This is a genomic window from Reyranella sp. GW821-FHT12G01 (genome assembly GCF_058806575.1).
On sequence record NZ_JBXAPV010000001.1, the window covers coordinates 3,389,381 to 3,403,499 of the forward strand.

Sequence of the window (14,119 nt, forward strand, 5' to 3'; positions counted from 1 at the left end):
TTCCGGAGTTTACCGCACTTGCGGGGCCGGTTTCCATGCCCGGACTCGCTTTTCCGCTTCCATGATTTGCGCAGGGTTCATGCGCGCAGACAGGGTCGCGAGGTCCTTTTTGGCCTGGTCGAGCCGGTCCTGGTTCTTCGCCGTGTAGCGATCGATCGACAGCTTGATCCATTTGTAGGCTTCGACATCGTCGCGGGGCGGGATGCCCTCGCCGAACCCCAGCATGAAGCCGATATTGTTCTGGGCGCGGGCATAGCCCTGCTTGGCGGCGGCAAGATAGAGGCGCGCGGCCTCGTTGAGGTTGCGCGGCACGCCCTCGCCGCTCCAGTACATCGCACCCAGCAGGGTCTGCGCCTCGGCGTTGCCTTTGCCCGCCCAGACCTTCCAGATCCGCGCGGCCGTCGCCATGTCCTTGCGCTCGTAGGCCCCCGCCGCCTGACGCATCTCTTCTTCCAGCGATTGCGCCAGCGAGGGCATCGCCAGGGCCGTGAAAAGGAGCGCGAGCAGAGCGGAAAAGACCGTTTTCATGACGCCATGATATGACTTCAAGTCAGCCGCGCTGCAAGCAACGGCGCCGCCGGGACCGGCGTTGGACCTGCAGGAACAAGCCACATGCAGGTTCGCCATGGCCACCACCATCGACACGCCCGAGATTCCCGCCCAGGAACTGCGCGAGCATCAGGAGACCTTCCACAGCTTCAGCAAGCTGGTCCTGTTCGCCGTCCTTCACATCACGTTGATCCTCGCCTGCCTGGCGCTGGGCCTGGTGGGTCACATTCCCGTGCTGGCCGCGATCCTGGGAGTTGGCGGCACGCTGGCGCTGCTCATCGGCTTCGCCATCACCAGCTAGGCGCGTTTTGACTTCGCCCGACGTGCGCTGGCGGCAAACATCTCCTTGGTCGTCGTCGGACGCTTGTGCTTCTTGAGGAGGTCGGCGACCGCCTCGTCGAAAAGTTCCTGCAAGGTCATGCTCTTGTCCGATGCCAGCAGCTCGAGGGCCGTCAGGCTCGCCGGCTCAATCTGAATCATCTTCCGCATGACATCTCCTATCGCGGAATGGGCGTGTCGCGGCGCGCGCCATAGACATGAGTCCAAGCCCGCGTGAATTCCGCGCCCAGCAGGAAGATCAGCGTCGAATAGAAGATCCACAGCAGCAGCACGATCAGCGCGCCGGCGGCGCCGAAGCTCGTGGCCACGTCGGTCTGGCCGATATAGAGCGCGATCAGGTATTTGCCGCCTTCGAACAGCCCGGTGGCCATCAGCGCGCCGACCGCGACGTCGCGCCAGCGGATCGGCGTGTCGGGCAGGATCTTGTACATCACGGCGAACATGCCGGAGATCAGCACGATCGAGACCACGATGTCGGTCGCCTGCACCGCGAACTCGGCGACGGGAAACCGGTACTTCAGGAACTTGCCCAGCGCCGTCAGCGCCGCACTCAGCGCCAGCGAGACCATCAGCACGAAGCCCAAGGTGATCACCAGGCCGAAGCTCGACAAACGTGCCCGCAGCAGGCGGGACATGGTCGAGCGTGTCGACTTCGCCTTCCAGATCGCGTTCAGCGCCGACTGCACCTCGCCGAACACGCCGCTGGCCGCGAGCAGGATGGTGAACAGCCCGATCAGGGTGGCGAGCAGGCCGGACATGCGATCGCTGGCGCTGCGGATCATCGCCTGCATCGCCTCCGCCGTGTCGCGTCCCATGAGGCCGCTCAACTGATCGACGACGGCGCCTTGCGCGGCCTCCTGGCCGAACACCAGCCCGGCGATGGCAATGACGAGCAGCAGGGTCGGCGCCAGCGAGAACAGTGTAAAATAGGCGATCGATGCGCCGCGACTGAAAGCGTCGTCGTCGATGAACCCTTCGACGGTCTCGATCAGCAGCCGCCGGATACGACCCAGGGGTGTAAGCGCTTCCACCCGCGGAAAACGCAGTTATGCGGAAATCGCTCCCACTTCCGAACGTCGTTGTGACATGTTTCGCCCGTATCCGCCGGGTACGTGTTTTTCTAGGATTTCGACATGACCCGTTCCAGCCGCCGTCTGGTCCTCGCCGCCGCCTTTGCCCTGCTCGCTCCGCTGCCCGTCCTCGCGCAGCCCGCACCTGACACGCTCCAGAAGGTCGAGATTCTGCTCGACTGGAAGGCGCTGCCGACCTTCGCGGGCTTCTATCTCGCCCGCGAGATGGGCGCCTTCGAGCGGCGCGGCCTCGAAGTCACCTTCTCGGAGACCCAGGGCGCGATCTCCTCGGCGGAGATGATCGGCGCCGGCAAGCAATACTGGATCGGTTCGTCGAGCGGCATCGCCACGGCGATCGGCCGCTCCAAGGGCGTGCCGGTCAAGAGCCTCGCGGTCTATTACGCCAAGACGCCGACCGTGATCTTCACCCGCGGCGAGGACCGCATCGCCCATCCGCGCGACCTCTACGGCAAGACGCTGGGCCTCGTGCCCGGCAGCATCACCAACGAGGAATTCCGCGCCCTGCTCGCGGCCAACAAGCTCGACCGCAGCAAGATCACCGAAACGACGGTCGCCTGGAATGCCTATGACCTCGTGGAGAAGAAGGTCGATGCCTTGATCGACTATGACGAGATGGCGCCGGCCGAGCTGATCGCCGAGGGCCGCCGCATCACCATGATCCGGCTGAGCGACTTCGGCGTGAAGGCTTATAGCCTCAACCTCATCGTCAACGACGCCGCCTGGGCCGACCCGGCCCGGCGCGAGACCGCCAAGAAGATCGCGGAGGCCGTCCAGGAAGGCTACAACATGGTGCGCGAGCGGCCGGGCGACGCCGCCTCGCATTTCTCCCGCATCTTCCCGCGCCTGGCGCCCCGCTACGTCGACCGCAGCATGGCGACCGTCTCTCAACAGCTCTCGGGTCCACCTACCGGCCAGCAGACCCGCGCCGGCTGGGAAGCGACGCTCGCGACGCTGGAGCAACTCGGCCTGCTCGCCAAGCCGATCACCGTGGATGACGTGGCGATCCTTAACTGAGAAATCGCAATCTGTCGTCCTGAGCGCAGCGAAGGACCTCACCTGGCGATCAAAGATCTACGTTGCTGGCGTGAGATCCTTCGCTTCGCTCAGGATGACAACTAGGGCCGCTTAACCCGCCGGTCGCGACTGCGGCCGGGCGTGCAGGCGGTTGGCGGCGGCGATCACGACCGTGGTGATCGCCACCATCGTGAGGCTGAGCACCGCGATGGCGCCGACGTCGCCGCTTTCCTTCAGGTCGAAGATCAGCACCGACAGGACCTTGGTCTCCGAGGTGAACAGGATCACGGCGGCCGAGAGTTCGCGGATGGTGGCCACGAAGATGAAGCACCAGGTCGCGATCACGGCCGAGCGCAGCAGCGGCGCGGTGATGTCGGCCAGGGTGCGCAGGCGCGTCGCGCCCAGCATGCGGCCCGCCTCCTCCAGCTCCGGATGCACGGCGTGGAAAGCCGAGCCGAGCTGCTGGTACGCCGCCGGCAATTCGATGGTCACGAAGGCGATCAGCAGGATCCACAGCGTGCCGTAGAGCGCGAGCGGCGGGCGCGTATAGGCGAGGAACAGGCCGACGCCCAGCACGATGCCCGGGATGGCGAGCGGCGCGGTCGCGAGGAAGCCCAGCACGCGATAGCCGCGTACCGCCTTGCGCGCCACGATGTAGGCGATCATCAGCGCCAGCAGCGCACCCAGGGTGGCCGTGGAGACGGCCAGCAGGAAGGTGTTCTTCAGCGCCGGCATCGTCGAGCTGAGTTCGAGGAAGGTGAACTTCACATTGTGCAGCGTGATCGTCTCCGGCCCGACGATGCGCGACGCGACGCGCGAGAAGGCGGAATTGAACAGCGCCGCGTAAGGCAGGAACAGCGGCATGGCGAGGACGAACAGCGCCAAGGCGACGGCCGGAATACGCAGCCAGCCCAGCCGGATCTGCCGCGGTGCGCCGTACTTGCCGCCCAGCACGGCATAGCCGCGCCGGCCGAGCGCCATCGCCTGCGCGCGCAGAAGCAGCACCGTCAGCACCAGCAGCGGCACCGAGGCCGCGGCCGCCAGTTCCGGCTTGGGCGGAAACTGGAACAGGCTCCAGATGCGCGTCGTCAGCGTGTGGAAGCCCGCGGGAATGGCGAGGATGGCGGGCGAACCGAACAGATTCAGCGCCTGCAGAAAGGCCACCAGCGCGCCGGCCAGCAACACCGGCAGCGCCAGCGGCACAGTGATCAGGCGTGCGGTCTGCCAGGTCTTGGCGCCCAGCATCGAGGAAGCGTCTTCCAGCTCGCCCGGCATGCGGTCGAGCGCATTGGCGACCAGGATGAAGACGTAGGGAAACGTGTAGCAGGAGATGACGAAGATCAGCCCGGTGAGGCTGTAGATGTCGAACAGCGCCTCGTCGGACGGCATGTCGGTCATCATGCGCCAGAGCTGGTTCAGCAGGCCCGAGTTGGGCGCGGCCAGCATTTCCCACGCAATGGCGCCGACGAAGGGCGGCGTCACCAGCGAGGCCATGACCAGGGTACGGATCGTGCGCGCGAGCGGCATGTCGGTACGCGCCACCAGCCAGCCGAGCGGCGCCGCGACCAGGCAGCAGATCGCGCTCACCGAACAGGAGATGATGAGCGTCGTGATCAGCGGGTCGACGAAGGTGGGATCGGTGAACAGCGCCACGAAGTTGGCGAGCGTGATCCCGCCGTCCTTGGCCGTCAGGCTGACGACCAGCAGCCAGCCGACCGGCAGCACGATCATCACCGCCAGGAGGGCGGCGACGGCGACCAGGACGGGGCGCGAAAGATCGAAGCTGCGCGTCATACCTTGAAGTAACGCTGGTAGCGCGTCTTGATCTCGTCCGCCTGCTTCTCGACCGCGACCGGGTCTTCCGGCAGCGTCTTGATCGACGACAGTGGCGGCCGGCCGGCCTTGGCCTTGACCAGCTTGTTGGCAGGGTACTGGCCGCTCACGTTGACGATGAACTCCTGGCCCTCGGGCGACATCATCCAGCCGACCAGCAGGCGCGCGGCGTTGGGATTGGGCGCGGCCTTGAAGATCGTCACGGGATTGGAGATCTGCGGCGTGCCCTCGACCGCATGCACGACCTCGATCGGCGAGCCGCGCTCCTTGGCCATCCAGAAGAGATAGTCGCTGCCGTCGACGGCAATGGCGCGCTCGCCCGCCTCGATGCGCTTGGGCGGCTCGGTCGCCGACTGGACCTGCAGCACCTTCTGCTTGGAGAGCTTCTCAAAATACTCCCAGCCCAGCGCTTTCGCGAGCTGCTGGGTCGCGGTCATGATCGTGCCGGAATAGCCCGGATGGCCCTTCACGAGCTTGCCCGTGTATTTGGGCCCTAGCAGGTCGACGAAGCCCTTGGGCGCGTCCTCGGGCTTGATCATGCTGGTGTTGTAGGCGATCGCCGACAGATGCGTGCGCTGATTGACGAAGGCGGCATCGGCGTCGCGCTGGTCGGCCGGCAGGTTCTCCGCCATGTCGGGCGTCAGGAACGGCTCGAGCCAGCCCTGCTGCTTCCACACGATGAAGTGCGCGGCGTCGGAGCTGTTCACCACGTCGACCCGACGGATGTTGCTGCCGACTTCCTGGCCGATGCGGTTGAACAGCCGCTCCGCGCCGGTGCGTTCGACCGCAACCTTGATGCCGGGATACTTGGCCTCGAACGCCTTGGCCATCGGCTCGCCGACCGATAGGTCCATCGCCGTGTAATAGGTGACCTTGCCTTCCTTCTTGGCGGCTTCGATCAGCTCCGGTGTGATCGCCGTGGTCGGAGGTGCGGCGGACAGGACACGCGCGCCGAACGGCGCGAGGATGGTGGAGGCCGCAGCGGCGGCGACGAATTGACGACGGCGCATGGGCTACACCTTGAAGTATTTGACGTACTGGGCCTTGATCGCGTCGGCCTGGTCGGCAACGACGCTCGCCTCTTCCTTCATCGTCTTGATGTCGGAGAACTTCTTCATGTCGGGCCGGTCCACGGCCTGCGGATGCGCCGAACGCAGCGCGCCGACATCGATGTTGAGCTGCTGCGCCTCGCGCGTCATCGACCAGGCCTGGAACAGGCGCGCGGCATTGGGGTTCGGTGCGTTGGCCATCACCGCCGACGGCCCGGTGATCAGCGGCGTGCCTTCGGTCGCGTAAACGATCTCGACCGGCTCGCCGCGCGTCTTCAGGTCCTCGACGACGTATTCACCGCCATCGGCCATGATCGCGCGTTCGCCCTGGGCCAGCTTCTTGGGCGGCTCGGTCGCCGACTGGACCTGCATCACCTTCTGCTTCGCGAGCTTCTCGAACCACGGCCAGCCGAGGTCGCGGCTGAGCTGCTGCGTCGCGGTCATGATGGTGCCGCTGTAGCCCGGATGCGCCTTCACGATCTTGCCCATCCATTTCGGATCGAGCAGGTCGGCGTAGGATTTCGGCGCGTCCTCGGCCTTCACCAGCTTGGTGTTGTAGGCGATCGGCGAGAGCGTGATGCGCCACGCGGCGTACATGCCGTCGGGGTCCTTGTGGACGGCGGGAAAGAATTGCGCCACGTCCTCCGGCACGAACGCCGCCAGCATGTTGGCGCGCTTCCACACGATGAAGTGCGCGGCGTCGGTGCTGTTCACCACGTCGCAGTTATAGATCTTGTTCTGGAACTCCTGGCCGATGCGCTGGAAGTTGCGCTCCGCGCCCGAGCGCTCGACCTTCATGGTGACGCCCGGATACTTGGCCTCGAAGGCCTTGGCGACTTTCTCGCCCAGGGTCAGGTCGACCGACGTGTACCAGGAGAACTTGCCTTCCTTCTTCGCCGCGTCGATCAGGGCTTGCGTGATCTTGGTCGGCTCCGGCGGTGCGGCGCGCACCGGCGTGATGAAGGAACTTGCGGCCATCGCCGTCGAGGCGGCGAGCACATGGCGCCGCGTCAGCTTACTCGTCATGGATCATTCCTCCGCCAATGCCCGGCATTGTTCCGCCGGCAGGTGCAGCCAGACCGACTGACCCGGCGCAATGTTGTGGCCGGGCGGCGCCGTCACGCGCAGTTCCGTCCTGTCGTCGAGCGCGACCGTGTAGTCGCGCGTCGACCCCAGGAAGACCTGCCGCGTCACCGTGCCGTGAAGGTGATTCTCCATCCCCGACGGTGGCGATTCGAGGGCGATGCCGATCTCGTGCTGGCGCACCGAGACGGCGACCGGCCGGCCGGTCACGAGCGGACGCCCGATCGTGCGCAGCACGCCGCCGGCCACTGAGACGCGGTTGTCGTCGATGGCGGTCGCGGCGAGCACGTTCGAGCCGCCGATGAAGCGCGCGACGAACTCCGAGCGCGGCCGCGCGTAGATCTCTTCCGGCGGTCCCAACTGCTCGACCTTGCCCTTGTTCATCACCGCGATGAGATCGGCCGTGGTCATGGCCTCAGACTGGTCGTGCGTCACATAGACGGTCGTGTAACGGTACTGGTCGTGCAGGCGGCGGATCTCGAAGCGCATCTCCTCGCGCAGGTTGGCGTCGAGGTTGGACAGCGGCTCGTCGAGCAGCAGCGTCTCGGGCTCCACCACCAGCGCACGCGCCAGTGACACCCGCTGCTGCTGGCCGCCCGACAGCTCGCCAGGATAGCGATCGGCCAGCGCCTCGAGGCGCGCGGTCGAGAGGATCGCCTTGAGCTTGGAGTCGATCGTCGCGCGGTCGAGCTTCCGGATCTTGAGGCCATAGGCCACGTTCTCCGCCACGGTCATGTGCGGCCACAGCGCGTAGCTCTGGAAGATCATCGACATCTTGCGGCCTTCGGGAGGCACCGTGCGGGAAGGCGAGGACAGGACCTTGCCGCCGACCAGGATTTCGCCTGCCGATGGTTCAATGAAGCCCGCGATCAACCGCAGGGTAGTGGTCTTTCCGCAGCCCGACGGGCCCAGCAGGCAGACGAGCTGGCCGTGTTCCACGCGCAGCGACACATCGTCGACCGCGACGGCAGCGCCGTAGTGCTTGGAAAGGCCTTTCAGCTCGACTGAGGCCACGATTCCTCCCTGTTCGTCACACCTTATTCAAATCGATCCGCGCGCGCTATATTCCCGGCCTCATCGGAAGGAATACCGGCATGCAGGAACAGAAAATCATCGGACGCCGCGAGGGCGCCGTCGGCCATCTCGTCTTCAACAACCCGGCCAAGCTCAACGCGGTATCCCTCGATATGTGGGAAGGCTTCGTCAACATCCTGAAGGACTTCGCCAAGGATCCCGAGATCCGCTGCGTCGTGGTGAGCGGCTCCGGCGGCAAGGCCTTCGTCTCCGGCGCCGACATCTCCAAGTTCGAGAGCGAGCGCGCCAACGCCGAGGCGCAGGTGCGCTACGACGCCATCTCCAAGGAAGGCTACGAGGCGCTCTACGACTTCCCCAAGCCGACCATCGCCAAGATCACCGGCTACTGCATCGGCGGCGGCATGAACCTCGCGGCCTGCTGCGACCTGCGCTACTCCAACGAAGGCGCGCGCTTCGGCGTGCCGGCCGCCAAGCTCGGCCTGGGCTACGGCTTCCTGCGCATCGAGCGCTTCTCGCGCATCGTGGGCCTGCCGCGCGCCATGGAGTTCCTGTTCACCGCCAAGCAGTATTCCTCGAAGGAAGCCTACGACATGGGCCTGGTGCACGGCGTCGCCGCCGATGCCGAGCTCGACGCCATGGTCGACGGCATCACCGGCGCCATCGCCCAGAACGCCCCGCTCACCATCGCGCTCGCCAAGGCCGCGGCGCGCGAGATCGCCAAGCCCGAGTCCAAGCAGGACCATGCGAAGCTCGACAAGATGGCCGAGGCCTGTTTCGACAGCGAGGACTTCAAGGAAGGCCGCCGCGCCTTCATGGAAAAGCGCCGGCCCGTCTTCAAAGGAAAATAAGCGCCGGCGCCCCGAGCGAAGCCGAGGGGCCTCTCATCGATCCCATAAGAGATCCCTCCACTCCGCTTCGCTCCGGTCGGGATGACGGAAATTTTTGAAAAGGTAAACAACATGACCGCCCTTCCCCTGTCCCACCTCACCGTCCTCGACCTCACGGCGCACCGCGCCGGCCCGACCGCCGTGCGCCAGCTCGCCGACTGGGGCGCGCACGTGATCAAGATCGAGCCGCCGCCCGCCGACGGCGGCAAGAACGATTCCATGGGCGGTGCGCGCCACGGCTTCGATTTCCAGAACCTGCACCGCAACAAGAAGTCGATGACGCTCAACCTCAAGAGCGCCGAGGGCCATGCGATCTTCATGAAGCTCGCGGCCAAGGCCGACGTCATCGTCGAGAACTACCGCTCCGACGTGAAGCACCGTCTCAAGGTCGACTACGACACCGTGGCCAAGGTCAACCCGCGCATCATCTACGGCTCGATCGCGGGCTTCGGCCAGAGCGGGCCCGACGCGGCGCGTCCCGGCGTCGACCAGATCGCCCAGGGCATGGGCGGCCTGATGTCGATCACCGGCGAGCCGGGCCGCGGGCCGATGCGCGTCGGCATTCCCATCGCCGACCTCACCTCGGGTCTGCTGCTTGCGCAAGCGATCATGCTGGCGCTGTTCACGCGCGAGCGCACCGGCAAGGGCCAGTGGGTCCACACCTCGCTGATCGAGGCGCAGATCTTCATGCTCGACTTCCAGGCCTCGCGCTGGCTGATGAAGGGCGAGGTTGCCAAACAGGCCGGAAACGACCATCCGACCAGCATCCCGACCGGCGTGTTCCCCACCAAGGACGGCTACATCAACATCGCCGCCGCCGGCGACAAGATGTGGAAGCGTGCGGCGGAAGCACTCGGCGCCAAGGCGCTGATCGACCATCCCGAGCATGCGACCCCGGCGCTGCGCTCGCAGAACCGCAAGGCGCTGAACGAGCGGCTGGCCGAGGTCACCAAGACCAACACCAGCGCGCATTGGATCGAGTCGCTGAACAAGGCAGGCGTCCCCTGCGGTCCGATCAACACGATCGACATGACCTTCGCCGAACCGCAGGTCCAGCATCTCGGCATCGCCCGCCCGGTGAAGCATCCCGCGCTGGGCGACATCAAGGTGGTCGGCCAGCCGATCAACCTCTCGGACTACCCGCAGCCCAAGTCGCTCAACCCGACGCCGGACCTCGGCCAGCACACCGACGAGGTGCTGACGGGCCTGGGCTACGACGCGAAGGCGATCGAAGGCTTCAAGTCGGGCGGCGCGGTCTAACAATCATTGGAGCGCGCCGCTGGAGTGGCTCACTCCAGGTTGGCGCACGACCATCCACGCTCGACGCCGCTGCGGTAGTTCCCGCAGCAGCGGCCGGGCGGGCTCAGTCAGGGCCGCCGCGCGAGAGCCAGACCGACGCCCGCTCCCTATAGCGGAATGAGCGCCGCCGCCACCCGCCGGCCTTCGGCCAGCAGCACGTTGTAGATGCGGCAGGCCGATCCGGTATCGACCACTTCCAACCCCATGCCGGCCGCCTTCAGGGCGGCACGCAGAGCCGGCGGCACGAACACCGCGCGCGCGCCACAGCCCAGTACAAGGAGCTCCGTCGGGATCGCCGCCTCGCGCAGCGACGCCAGGCTCTCGAGCGAGAGGTCCTCGGCGCGCGTCACGGTCCAGGGATAGGTCGCTGGCGGCGTCACCAGCACCGGCGACTGCCATTCGCGCTCGCTGATCAGGAAGCGACCGGGACCGTAGCTGCGGATGTACTGGACCTGCTTGGGGTCCGGTGTCGGCAGGCTCTTGTCGGCGGGTCCCGGGAGCGGCGGCTTCACGCCCCGGCCTGCTCCGTCTTGTCGGCCTTGTCCGCCTTGTCGTCGGCCGGGCGGAGCTGGTCGGAGCGCAGGCCGAGATAGACGAGGCCCGCACAGGCCACCCAGACCGACGAGTAGGTGCCGACGATGACGCCCCACAGCATCGCCACCGAGAAACTGTGCAGCACCGGCCCGCCGAACAGCACCAGCGCGCCCACCGCCACGAACACCGTGGCCGAGGTCATCAAGGTGCGAGACAGCGTCTCATTGATGCTGTGGTTCAGCAGGTCGAGCAGCGGCATCTTCTTGTAGCGGCGCATATTCTCGCGCACGCGGTCGAAGATCACGACGGTGTCGTTGATCGAGTAGCCCGCGATGGTCAGCACCGCGGCCAGCGCCGTGAGGCTGAAATCCAGCTGGAACAGCACGAAGATGCCGATGGTCGAGATGACGTCGTGCAGCATGGCGATCAGCGCACCGATCGCGAACTGCCATTCGAAGCGCACCCAGACGTAGATGGCGATCGCAACCATGGTCGCGATCACCGCCCAGATGCCGCTGCGCATCAGCTCGTCGCCGATCTTGGGACCGACCGACTCGGTGCCGCGCAGCTCGTAGTTGGTGCCGATCGCATCCTCGACCAGCTTGATGGCGACCTGCTGGCACCATTCGGCGCGCTGCTCGACCGACATGTCGATCTTGGCGGTATTGGTCGACCCGCGCGGAAGCTGGCGCTCCTGCAGCGTCAGGCCGGCGCGGCTGACGGCATCGCGCCAGTTGGCGGCGTCGAGCGCGGTCGGCGACGTGAACTCGACATCGCCCGTCCCGGCGGCACCCGGCTTCACCTGCCAACCCTGGCCGGCGCGCTTCTGCATCACGCGCTGGGCGCCCGCGACGCACTGGTTGTCGCCTTCCTGGCGCTGGACGCGGATCAGGACGGTGCTGGGATCGCCGAATTCCTGCAGCGACACCTCGCCGACGCCCAGGGCGCCGACGGTGTTACGCAGCTGGTCGAGCTCGGCCTTGCCGTCCTTGGCCTTGGCCTGGATGGCGATGCCGCCTTTGAAGTCGATGCCGAAGTTAAGGCCGAGCGTGAGCACGCCGACGATCGAAACGACGTTGATCAAAGTCGAGATGACCAGCGCGGCGCGGCGCTGGCCGAGGAAGTCGAACTTCTTCTTGAAGGCGAACAGGCGGACGGGCTTCCACATGACAGTCGCCTCAGATCACGAGTTCGGAGGGGCGACGCCAGCGCACCCAGACCGCGAGCAGCATGCGCGTGAAGATCGTCGAGCTGAACATCGAGGTGATGATGCCGAGCGTCAGCGTCGTGGCGAAGCCGCGGATCGGGCCCGAGCCGAAGCCGAACAGCAGGACGCCGGCGATGAGGGTCGTCAGGTTGGCGTCGATGATCGCCGACATCGCCTTCTCGTAACCCGTGGCGAGCGAACTGAACGGGGAGCGACCCAGGGCCTTCTCCTCGCGCACGCGCTCATAGATCAGCACGTTGGCGTCGACGGCGAGGCCCGCCGTCAGGACGAGGCCCGCGATGCCCGGCAGCGTGAGCGAGGCTCCGAGGATCGACATGCCCGCGAACACCATCAGCAGGTTGACCAACATAGCAAGGTTGGCGAAGCCGCCGAACACCGGGCCGTAGGCCACGAACATGAAGATCGCCACCAGCGCCGTGCCGACCAGCGCGGCGACCGTGCCGGCCTGGATGGCATCCGCACCCAGGTCGGCGCCGACGGTGCTTTCCTGGATGATGCTGAGCGTCGCCGGCAGCGCGCCGGAGCGCAGCAGCAGCGACTGCTCCTGCGTCTGCTGGGTCGTGAAGCTGCCGGTGATGATGCCGCTGCCGCCGCAGATCGCGCTCTGCACGACCGGGGCGCTGATGATCTCACCGTCGAGTTGGATCGCCAGGCGCTTGCCGATGTTGGCGCGGGTGGCGGCGCAGAAAGCGCGGCCGCCGGCCGAATTGAAGGTGAAGCTGATGATCGGGCGGCCACCCTGCTGCTGCTCGAAGGTGGCCTTCGAATCGTCGAGGTCCTCGCCGCCGACGACGACGCGCTTCAGGACCGGCAGGCACTGCGGCTGGTAACGGCGGCAGACCTGCTCCGGCGACAGCCGCGGGTTGGAGTTCTGGATGTCTTCCCAGGCCTTCGGGTTGGTGCGACGCAGTTCCTGCATGCCCTCTCGCGTCGGCACCAGGAAGGTGGTCGGCGGCACGGTCTGCGGGATGTTCTGGCCGGTCGCGGCCACGTCCTCGTTCACCAGATGGAAGGTCAGCTTGGCGGTCTGGTTGATCTTGCGCTTGAGGTCGGTCGTGTCCTTGATGCCCGGCACCTGCAGCAGGATGCGCTCGTCGCCCTGGCGCGTGATGGTGGGCTCGAGCGTGCCGGTCTCGTCGACGCGACGGCGAAGGATTTCGATCGACTGGTCGATCACTTCCTTCTTCCGCTTGGCCAGCTCCTGGTCGGAATAGGCCACGCGGATCGTGTCGCCGCTGCCGGAGACGACGAGCGACGGATCGACGGCGCGGATCGCCTCGATCGCCTTGGCGCGGCTCGCCTCGTCGCGCAGGCTGACGATCAGCGCGCGGCCGGGCTCGACGGTGACGTCCTTGATCTGCACCTGCTGCTTGCGCATCTCGGCGCGCACGGAATCGGACAAGTTGGTCAGACGCTCGTTCAGCACCGAGCGTAGGTCGGCTTCCAGCAGGAAGTGCGCACCGCCGCGCAGGTCGAGGCCGAGGTTGATGCGGCTGTTCGCATACCAGTGCGGCATGTGATCGAGCACGCTGGGCGGCAGCAGGTTCGGCAGCGCGAACAGCGCCGACAACAGCGTGATGCCGGCGATGACGAGCGTTTGCCAGCGCGGAAGATTGAGCATGCCGACCTAGCCTCTCCGGCTGTTACTTCTTGCCGCCGCCGAACAGGCTGCCCAGCAGGCTCTTGCGCTCCGGCGCGGGAGCGGGCGGAGGCAGCAGCGGCTTGTCGTCGTCTTCGCTGGACTCCTTCGGCCCGCGCACCGATTCGCCGCGCGACACGATATCCGTGATGGTCTGCTTGATGATGCGAACCCGCACGCCCTCGGCAAGTTCCACCTGGACCTCGTTGTCCGAGATCACCTTGGTGACCAGGCCGATGATGCCGCCACCGGTGACGACGCGGTCGCCGCGCTTCACGCCGGACAGCATCTCGCGCTGTGCGCGCACCTTGGCCTGCTGCGGACGGATCAGCAGGAAGTAGAAGACGACGAAGATGAGGACCAGCGGGAAGAGCTGGACGAGGAAATCCCCGCCGCCGCCACCAGCGCCCTGCGCCCACGCCTGTGAAATGAACATCTTCTGCTCCCGAATCTTCCGGCCGTCGAAAAAGCGCGCGGACTATAGCGGTCTTCCCCCGCTTTGCAACGCAAGCAGGGGGCGATAAGGTCGCCCCCCTTTC

The 14,119-nt window shown here is 66.3% G+C and carries 14 protein-coding genes and 1 pseudogene; 4 read left to right on the top strand and 11 right to left on the bottom strand.

The window, feature by feature from the left end; genetic code table 11:
- Positions 1-9: 9 nt before the first annotated feature.
- Positions 10-627 carry a tetratricopeptide repeat protein gene (locus AC1RP5_RS16375; RefSeq protein WP_493112216.1) on the bottom strand — a complete coding sequence of 206 codons (618 nt, stop codon included), beginning with the start codon at positions 625-627 and terminating at the stop codon, positions 10-12.
- Here AC1RP5_RS16375 and AC1RP5_RS16380 point away from each other — a divergent pair.
- Positions 626-850, top strand: coding sequence for a hypothetical protein (locus tag AC1RP5_RS16380; RefSeq protein ID WP_493112218.1), 225 nt, complete (start codon positions 626-628; stop codon positions 848-850). The two genes, AC1RP5_RS16375 and AC1RP5_RS16380, sit on opposite strands and share 2 nt — an antisense overlap.
- Here AC1RP5_RS16380 and AC1RP5_RS16385 read toward each other — a convergent pair.
- Together AC1RP5_RS16385 and AC1RP5_RS16390 are read right to left on the bottom strand one after the other, a co-directional pair.
- Positions 847-1,038, bottom strand: a complete 192-nt coding sequence (locus tag AC1RP5_RS16385) for a hypothetical protein (RefSeq protein ID WP_493112219.1) — start codon at positions 1,036-1,038, stop codon at positions 847-849. The genes AC1RP5_RS16380 and AC1RP5_RS16385 overlap by 4 nt on opposite strands.
- 8 nt (positions 1,039-1,046) lie before the next feature.
- On the bottom strand, positions 1,047-1,919 hold the full coding sequence (locus AC1RP5_RS16390; protein ID WP_493112220.1) for a YihY/virulence factor BrkB family protein: 873 nt from the start codon (positions 1,917-1,919) through the stop codon (positions 1,047-1,049).
- Positions 1,920-2,021: 102 nt separating this feature from the next.
- Here AC1RP5_RS16390 and AC1RP5_RS16395 point away from each other — a divergent pair, with 102 nt between their 5' ends.
- Positions 2,022-2,993: an ABC transporter substrate-binding protein gene (locus tag AC1RP5_RS16395; RefSeq protein ID WP_493112221.1), complete on the top strand. Its 972-nt coding sequence runs from the start codon at positions 2,022-2,024 to the stop codon at positions 2,991-2,993.
- 111 nt (positions 2,994-3,104) lie between these two features.
- On the opposite strand, the gene AC1RP5_RS16400 is transcribed toward AC1RP5_RS16395, so the two are convergent.
- From AC1RP5_RS16400 to AC1RP5_RS16415, 4 genes are read right to left on the bottom strand one after another with little or no spacing between them, the layout of a single operon-like run.
- Positions 3,105-4,787, bottom strand: coding sequence for an ABC transporter permease (locus AC1RP5_RS16400; RefSeq protein ID WP_493112223.1), 1,683 nt, complete (start codon positions 4,785-4,787; stop codon positions 3,105-3,107).
- On the bottom strand, positions 4,784-5,836 hold the full coding sequence (locus AC1RP5_RS16405) for an ABC transporter substrate-binding protein (protein ID WP_493112224.1): 1,053 nt from the start codon (positions 5,834-5,836) through the stop codon (positions 4,784-4,786). Before AC1RP5_RS16405 ends, AC1RP5_RS16400 begins: the two co-directional genes overlap by 4 nt.
- 3 nt (positions 5,837-5,839) lie before the next feature.
- Positions 5,840-6,901, bottom strand: a complete 1,062-nt coding sequence (locus AC1RP5_RS16410) for an extracellular solute-binding protein (RefSeq protein ID WP_493112226.1) — start codon at positions 6,899-6,901, stop codon at positions 5,840-5,842.
- A gap of 3 nt (positions 6,902-6,904) precedes the next feature.
- On the bottom strand, positions 6,905-7,972 hold the full coding sequence (locus tag AC1RP5_RS16415) for an ABC transporter ATP-binding protein (protein WP_493112228.1): 1,068 nt from the start codon (positions 7,970-7,972) through the stop codon (positions 6,905-6,907).
- Positions 7,973-8,052: 80 nt separating this feature from the next.
- On the opposite strand from AC1RP5_RS16415, the gene AC1RP5_RS16420 reads away from it, so the two are divergent.
- Together AC1RP5_RS16420 and AC1RP5_RS16425 are read left to right on the top strand one after the other, a co-directional pair.
- Positions 8,053-8,841 carry an enoyl-CoA hydratase gene (locus tag AC1RP5_RS16420; RefSeq protein WP_493112230.1) on the top strand — a complete coding sequence of 263 codons (789 nt, stop codon included), beginning with the start codon at positions 8,053-8,055 and terminating at the stop codon, positions 8,839-8,841.
- Between the two features lie 111 nt (positions 8,842-8,952).
- Positions 8,953-10,140, top strand: a complete 1,188-nt coding sequence (locus AC1RP5_RS16425; protein WP_493112232.1) for a CaiB/BaiF CoA transferase family protein — start codon at positions 8,953-8,955, stop codon at positions 10,138-10,140.
- A 146-nt stretch (positions 10,141-10,286) separates the two neighbouring features.
- Here AC1RP5_RS16425 and AC1RP5_RS16430 read toward each other — a convergent pair whose 3' ends face one another.
- The 4 genes and pseudogenes from AC1RP5_RS16430 to yajC all read right to left on the bottom strand — a co-directional run.
- On the bottom strand, positions 10,287-10,691 hold the full coding sequence (locus AC1RP5_RS16430) for an Mth938-like domain-containing protein (RefSeq protein ID WP_493112233.1): 405 nt from the start codon (positions 10,689-10,691) through the stop codon (positions 10,287-10,289).
- A complete protein-coding gene (gene secF, locus AC1RP5_RS16435) occupies positions 10,688-11,881 on the bottom strand; it encodes a protein translocase subunit SecF (RefSeq protein ID WP_493112235.1) in 1,194 nt (397 codons plus the stop codon). The genes AC1RP5_RS16430 and secF overlap by 4 nt, the downstream gene beginning before the upstream one ends.
- A 10-nt stretch (positions 11,882-11,891) precedes the next feature.
- Positions 11,892-13,562 carry a protein translocase subunit SecD gene (gene secD / locus AC1RP5_RS16440; RefSeq protein WP_493112236.1) on the bottom strand — a complete coding sequence of 557 codons (1,671 nt, stop codon included), beginning with the start codon at positions 13,560-13,562 and terminating at the stop codon, positions 11,892-11,894.
- Positions 13,563-13,686: 124 nt separating this feature from the next.
- Positions 13,687-14,016: pseudogene (yajC, locus tag AC1RP5_RS16445) on the bottom strand (preprotein translocase subunit YajC); the annotation flags it as partial.
- Positions 14,017-14,119 lie beyond the last annotated feature (103 nt).

What these genes read in the sequence shown, in the direction of transcription:
- AC1RP5_RS16425 (WP_493112232.1), top strand. Translation starts at nt 8,953, where the DNA reads ATGACCGCCCTTCCCCTGTCCCACCTCACCGTCCTCGACCTCACGGCG.
- secF (WP_493112235.1), bottom strand. Translation starts at nt 11,881, where the DNA reads ATGTGGAAGCCCGTCCGCCTGTTCGCCTTCAAGAAGAAGTTCGACTTC.
- AC1RP5_RS16380 (WP_493112218.1), top strand. Translation starts at nt 626, where the DNA reads ATGGCCACCACCATCGACACGCCCGAGATTCCCGCCCAGGAACTGCGC.
- AC1RP5_RS16420 (WP_493112230.1), top strand. Translation starts at nt 8,053, where the DNA reads ATGCAGGAACAGAAAATCATCGGACGCCGCGAGGGCGCCGTCGGCCAT.
- AC1RP5_RS16410 (WP_493112226.1), bottom strand. Translation starts at nt 6,901, where the DNA reads ATGACGAGTAAGCTGACGCGGCGCCATGTGCTCGCCGCCTCGACGGCG.
- AC1RP5_RS16400 (WP_493112223.1), bottom strand. Translation starts at nt 4,787, where the DNA reads ATGACGCGCAGCTTCGATCTTTCGCGCCCCGTCCTGGTCGCCGTCGCC.
- AC1RP5_RS16395 (WP_493112221.1), top strand. Translation starts at nt 2,022, where the DNA reads ATGACCCGTTCCAGCCGCCGTCTGGTCCTCGCCGCCGCCTTTGCCCTG.
- secD (WP_493112236.1), bottom strand. Translation starts at nt 13,562, where the DNA reads ATGCTCAATCTTCCGCGCTGGCAAACGCTCGTCATCGCCGGCATCACG.
- AC1RP5_RS16385 (WP_493112219.1), bottom strand. Translation starts at nt 1,038, where the DNA reads ATGCGGAAGATGATTCAGATTGAGCCGGCGAGCCTGACGGCCCTCGAG.
- AC1RP5_RS16405 (WP_493112224.1), bottom strand. Translation starts at nt 5,836, where the DNA reads ATGCGCCGTCGTCAATTCGTCGCCGCCGCTGCGGCCTCCACCATCCTC.
- AC1RP5_RS16375 (WP_493112216.1), bottom strand. Translation starts at nt 627, where the DNA reads ATGGCGAACCTGCATGTGGCTTGTTCCTGCAGGTCCAACGCCGGTCCC.